The organism is Thermostichus sp. OS-CIW-26, assembly GCF_054058395.1.
This window is the reverse complement of sequence record NZ_JBSSAG010000064.1, coordinates 1-4,205: the sequence shown is the minus strand read 5'-3', so window position 1 is coordinate 4,205 and position 4,205 is coordinate 1. Positions and strand designations below refer to the sequence as shown.

General features: G+C 58.5%; 5 protein-coding genes and 1 pseudogene. 4 read left to right on the top strand and 2 right to left on the bottom strand.

What is annotated here, in order from left to right; translation table 11 throughout:
• The 3 genes and pseudogenes from ACVW0C_RS14165 to ACVW0C_RS14155 all read left to right on the top strand — a co-directional run.
• Positions 1 to 215: pseudogene (locus tag ACVW0C_RS14165) on the top strand (hypothetical protein); the annotation flags it as partial.
• A 169-nt stretch (positions 216 to 384) separates the two neighbouring features.
• Positions 385 to 591 (top strand): hypothetical protein, encoded by a 207-nt coding sequence (locus ACVW0C_RS14160; protein ID WP_011432020.1) that lies wholly within the window; start codon positions 385 to 387, stop codon positions 589 to 591.
• 40 nt (positions 592 to 631) lie between these two features.
• Complete coding sequence (locus tag ACVW0C_RS14155) at positions 632 to 859, top strand: hypothetical protein (RefSeq protein WP_011432021.1); 228 nt, start codon at positions 632 to 634, stop codon at positions 857 to 859.
• A gap of 153 nt (positions 860 to 1,012) precedes the next feature.
• On the opposite strand, the gene fba is transcribed toward ACVW0C_RS14155, so the two are convergent.
• A complete protein-coding gene (gene fba, locus ACVW0C_RS14150; protein ID WP_011432022.1) occupies positions 1,013 to 2,092 on the bottom strand; it encodes a class II fructose-bisphosphate aldolase in 1,080 nt (359 codons plus the stop codon).
• Between the two features lie 407 nt (positions 2,093 to 2,499).
• Between fba and ACVW0C_RS14145 the strand changes: the two genes are divergently transcribed.
• Positions 2,500 to 3,075 (top strand): hypothetical protein, encoded by a 576-nt coding sequence (locus ACVW0C_RS14145; RefSeq protein ID WP_457386035.1) that lies wholly within the window; start codon positions 2,500 to 2,502, stop codon positions 3,073 to 3,075.
• Positions 3,076 to 3,111: 36 nt separating this feature from the next.
• Here ACVW0C_RS14145 and murI read toward each other — a convergent pair whose 3' ends face one another.
• Positions 3,112 to 3,990, bottom strand: a complete 879-nt coding sequence (murI, locus tag ACVW0C_RS14140; protein WP_457386033.1) for a glutamate racemase — start codon at positions 3,988 to 3,990, stop codon at positions 3,112 to 3,114.
• Positions 3,991 to 4,205: the final 215 nt, after the last annotated feature.

The following is a 4,205-nucleotide window of genomic DNA, read 5'->3' as shown; positions in this document are numbered from 1 at the left end:
CGGTCGGAAGCAGGAACCCGCCGAGACGACTGCGCAAGGAGCCATCCATGCGTAGCGTGGTAGGAATCTCCAGCCTTCAGGCCGGGGAGGATGTCGATTTCCCAGTTTCACCCTCCTCTCTGGCTCAGCTTGGAGCCAATGGTCTCATCGGCAAACCCTTCAACGCCGCCACCCTGGCTGCGGACATCTGTGCTCTGCTGGGCTGGGATCCCTGACTCAACCCTGAACCCGCCCCAAAGACCCCTGGGATCCCACCGATATCCGCCAAATCGCGTAGAAGAAACGTACAAATTGCCTACGCAAATCCTCGATGTTTCTCTGTACTTCCACTGATCTCGAGGCTATGATAGGGGCATGAACGTTAGAAATACGGAGGAAACACAGATGCAAGTCAGTGAAGATCTAACCCTGGACTACCGTACTTACCGCATAGCAGCCCTATTGAGCGAGAGCTTCTCTTTGGGAGCACTGCTGGGAGTATCCCTCAAGTGGCAGAACGATGTCTCCTCCGTGAATGAGCCGCGGCCCAGGGCTTCCCATCTTTCCCTGCAGGACATCGAGCAGCGCTACCTCACCTCTTGGCAAAGATAGTCTTCTCCCTTCAAAAACCATCTCTCAAACAGAACCAGACATGAATACAAGTCTTGACTCTGTTACTCTGCCCTCCAGCATCCAAGAAATCGTGGAGCAGGTGTTCCGCAGCAGCTTCCTCAGCTTGGGCCAAGAGAACCGCATCAATGAGCTGCTCTTTCAGCGGCGCTACTCTGAGGCTGACCTGGAACTGTTGGACTGCCTAAGCTTGGCGTTGCTGAACCATCAAATTGAGACGGAAAAACGTTCTGCGGCAAAAGCTGCCTGACCCCCAAAACGCATCAAGTTCCTCCAAAGCAAAAGGGGATCCCAGCTGGATCCCCTTATTTGTCCAATCTGAGTCCAGTGACCTAGCTGATCTCCAAGGAAAACCCTGGAAGCGCCCCGGCAAGCATTCCAGAGTTCTTGCAGGATGTGGGGACTAGACCGCAACGGTCTTCTTCACCTGAGCCGCCAAAGCTCCAGAAGCATACTTGGCTGCCATCTCATCCAAGGTAACCACCGGAACTTTGGTGCCATGGCCAGCACAGCCGAAGGCAATGTAGCGCTCAGCACAGACTTTTTGCATTTCCTTGATGGAAGGCTTGAGGAAGTGGCGGGGGTCAAACTCTTTCGGATTCTCGGCCAGAGCGCGGCGCACGGCAGCTGTGATGGCCAGGCGGTTGTCGGTGTCGATGTTTACTTTGCGCACTCCATTTTGGATGCCCCGCTGAATTTCTTCCAGCGGCACACCGTAAGTCTCGGGAATGGAGCCGCCGTATTCGTTGATGATGTCGATCAGCTCCTTGGGCACCGAGGAGGAACCGTGCATCACCAGGTGCGTGTTGGGCAGGCGGCGGTGGATCTCAGCAATGCGCTCCATGTCGAGGATGTCACCAGTGGGCTTCCGGGAGAACTTGTAGGCGCCATGGCTGGTACCAATGGCTACGGCCAGCGCATCCACCTGAGTTCGCTCCACAAAGTCCACCGCTTGGTCGGGGTCGGTGAGGAGTTGGTCATGGCTGAGCGCCTCTTCCGCGCCGTGGCCATCTTCCGCTTCCCCACGGCCCGTTTCCAGGGATCCCAGGCAGCCCAGTTCTCCTTCCACGCTTACCCCAATTGCGTGGGCCACTTTCACCACCTCGGAGGTCACGGCCACGTTGTACTCGTAGCTGGCCGGGGTTTTGGCATCTTCCTTGAGGGATCCATCCATCATGACGCTGGTGAAGCCGTTGCGGATGGCGGAATAGCAGGTAGCCGGGCTATTGCCGTGGTCTTGGTGCATGGCGACGGGGATGTGGGGGTAGGTCTCCACTGCCGCCAGGATCAGGTGCCGCAGAAAGTTCTCGCCCGCATACTTGCGTGCCCCTCGAGAGGCTTGCAGGATAACGGGGCTGTTGGTTTCATGGGCTGCCTGCATGATTGCTTGGATCTGCTCCATGTTGTTGACGTTGAAGGCAGGAATGCCGTAGCCATGTTCGGCGGCATGATCCAGCAGCGTCCGCATTGCAACGAGAGCCATCGGTTACCTCCTGAGGTGCTGACCTAGTGCGTATGAGATTTGCTTACCGTTGATCTTAAGATACTTTTTACGTTTTGGCGGATAAGCCGCCGGGGATCTGCGTATCTTGCCGAGGGATCCTTGCAGCTATTGGCCGTGATGCTCGCGCTCAGGCGCAACAGGCGCGCCGACATCTTCAGGTACAGTGGGGAGGGGCAAGACTGTTGGGCGCTTGCATCGAGGATGGATCTGCCCATGCCCGCCTAATTGATCTCTTACCTCAATTGATCTCTTTCAGTTTTGTGTTGTTTGCCCGGAGGAATGGGAACGTGCGTTGCGATCGCTGGCCGGTCTTGGGTGTAAAGCCAACAAGGGCTCTGTCCTGCTGGGGCAAAAGGCTGCGCTGGGTGCGAGGAACCGGTTTGGCAATGGCCTGCTGGGCAGTGGCGGGCCTTCGGTCGGCAGCTTGGGGGATCCCTGGGCAATCTCCGGATCAGGTGGCGGCCTGGGTGAGGGACAATCCTGTGCTGCGGCCCCGTCCGGGCGAAACCCTGAACATCAACCGAGTGGAGCCGGATAGATCCCGTTTTACGTTCTTGGCTTCGGTGGCTCCGCCGGGACGGATCATCAACCCGCTGGATCGGGAGACGATTCGCTCGGAGCGGATGACGTTCTTTCGCCCCCAAGGACTGACGGCAGAAGACCTCTTTCAAGCCATTCGCGACGTTTATGGGCCGGAGATCGCCGCCGATCTGGATCAGGCGGTGGAGGTGATTCGCTACCCGTCCCCAGAAGCTCTGGCAAGCAGTCCGGGCTATACCTTGGCCCTTGCCATCCAAGGGGTGGTGCTGCGGGGAAACCAATTTGTGTACTGGCTGGAGCTGACGCAAAACCCCGATGGCCGTGTACAGCAGGGGCAGGTGTGGGTGTTCCAAGAGGAATGGCTTCCCAAAGTGGAGGGGGAGCTGGCGGAGCGCTTCCCCTTGCAGGTGATGACCCGTTGAGGGGCCCCCAATCTTTATCCCCGAGGAGAAGGGCGCTCAGGGGCGGAGGGAGTTGCTGACATCCAAAGCCGGCAATTCCACCCGTTCTACCTGGGGCCGAAAGCCCAACCAAGGAGTGGCCAACTGGGCAAATCGCTCTGGATCCCCGCTCACACAGAAACGGTGGGGTTCCTCCTGGGCAGCGGTCGAGGGGCGGCGCAAGCCCCACAAGCTCAATTCGCGGGCCAGGGATCCCACCAGCGCCATCCCTGGATCTACCCGTTTGACCGAGGACGGCAGCAAAGGCTTCAGGATTGGATCCAGCAGGGGGTAGTGAGTACAGCCATAGACAAGAGTATCGATCCCCTGTTGCAACAGCGGTTGCAGGTAGCGTTCAGCCGCCTGTCGCAGAGCAGGGCTATCCAGCCATCCGGCTTCAATGAGAGGGACGAACTCAGGGCAGGCCTGCTCCCAACAGTAAACGGGGTACGGAAAACGTTTGGGATCCAGAGCGCTGTACTCTTGAATGGCTCTTGAGTAAGCGCGACTCTTGACCGTGGCCACCGTGGCGAGCACCCCAATACGGGATCCTTGGGCCAGTGCTGCCTGGGCGCCGGGTAGGATCAACCCCAGAACGGGCAGGGCAAACTCCTGCCGCACCTGTTCTAGGGCCAAGGCCGAGCTGGTATTGCAGGCCATCACCACCAGCTTCACCGGCTGCGCCTGCATCCACGTCAGAATTTGCCGCACAAAGGCCAGGATCTCCTCTGGCGAGCGTTCCCCATAGGGCAACCGCGCTGTGTCGCCGAAGTAGATGAGCCGTTCGTGGGGGAGCCGACGGCGCAAAGCTCGCCAAACCGTCAGCCCGCCCAAGCCGCTGTCAAACACCCCAATTGGCCAACTGGGATCCGGATCCGATCCCCACTCCCACCGCATGCTCCATTCTCCTCAACACCTTGGCCTAAGCTGCTGTATCCTACCCTGCTTTCGAGAATCTCGGCGACAGATTCCCTGCCTTCCCTCTGAGATCAACTGGGCCAACTGGATCGTCAATTCGATCAGCTAGAAATCGCAGGAGCCCCGCACTGTACCCGTAGGGTCAGTGCCGGGAGGAATGCGCTTTGATGAAGTACAATGAACTTATGAGCCAA

Coding starts and splice junctions, on each gene's coding strand:
- ACVW0C_RS14155 (WP_011432021.1), top strand. CDS start 632: ATGAATACAAGTCTTGACTCTGTTACTCTGCCCTCCAGCATCCAAGAA.
- fba (WP_011432022.1), bottom strand. CDS start 2,092: ATGGCTCTCGTTGCAATGCGGACGCTGCTGGATCATGCCGCCGAACAT.
- ACVW0C_RS14160 (WP_011432020.1), top strand. CDS start 385: ATGCAAGTCAGTGAAGATCTAACCCTGGACTACCGTACTTACCGCATA.
- murI (WP_457386033.1), bottom strand. CDS start 3,990: ATGCGGTGGGAGTGGGGATCGGATCCGGATCCCAGTTGGCCAATTGGG.
- ACVW0C_RS14145 (WP_457386035.1), top strand. CDS start 2,500: ATGGCCTGCTGGGCAGTGGCGGGCCTTCGGTCGGCAGCTTGGGGGATC.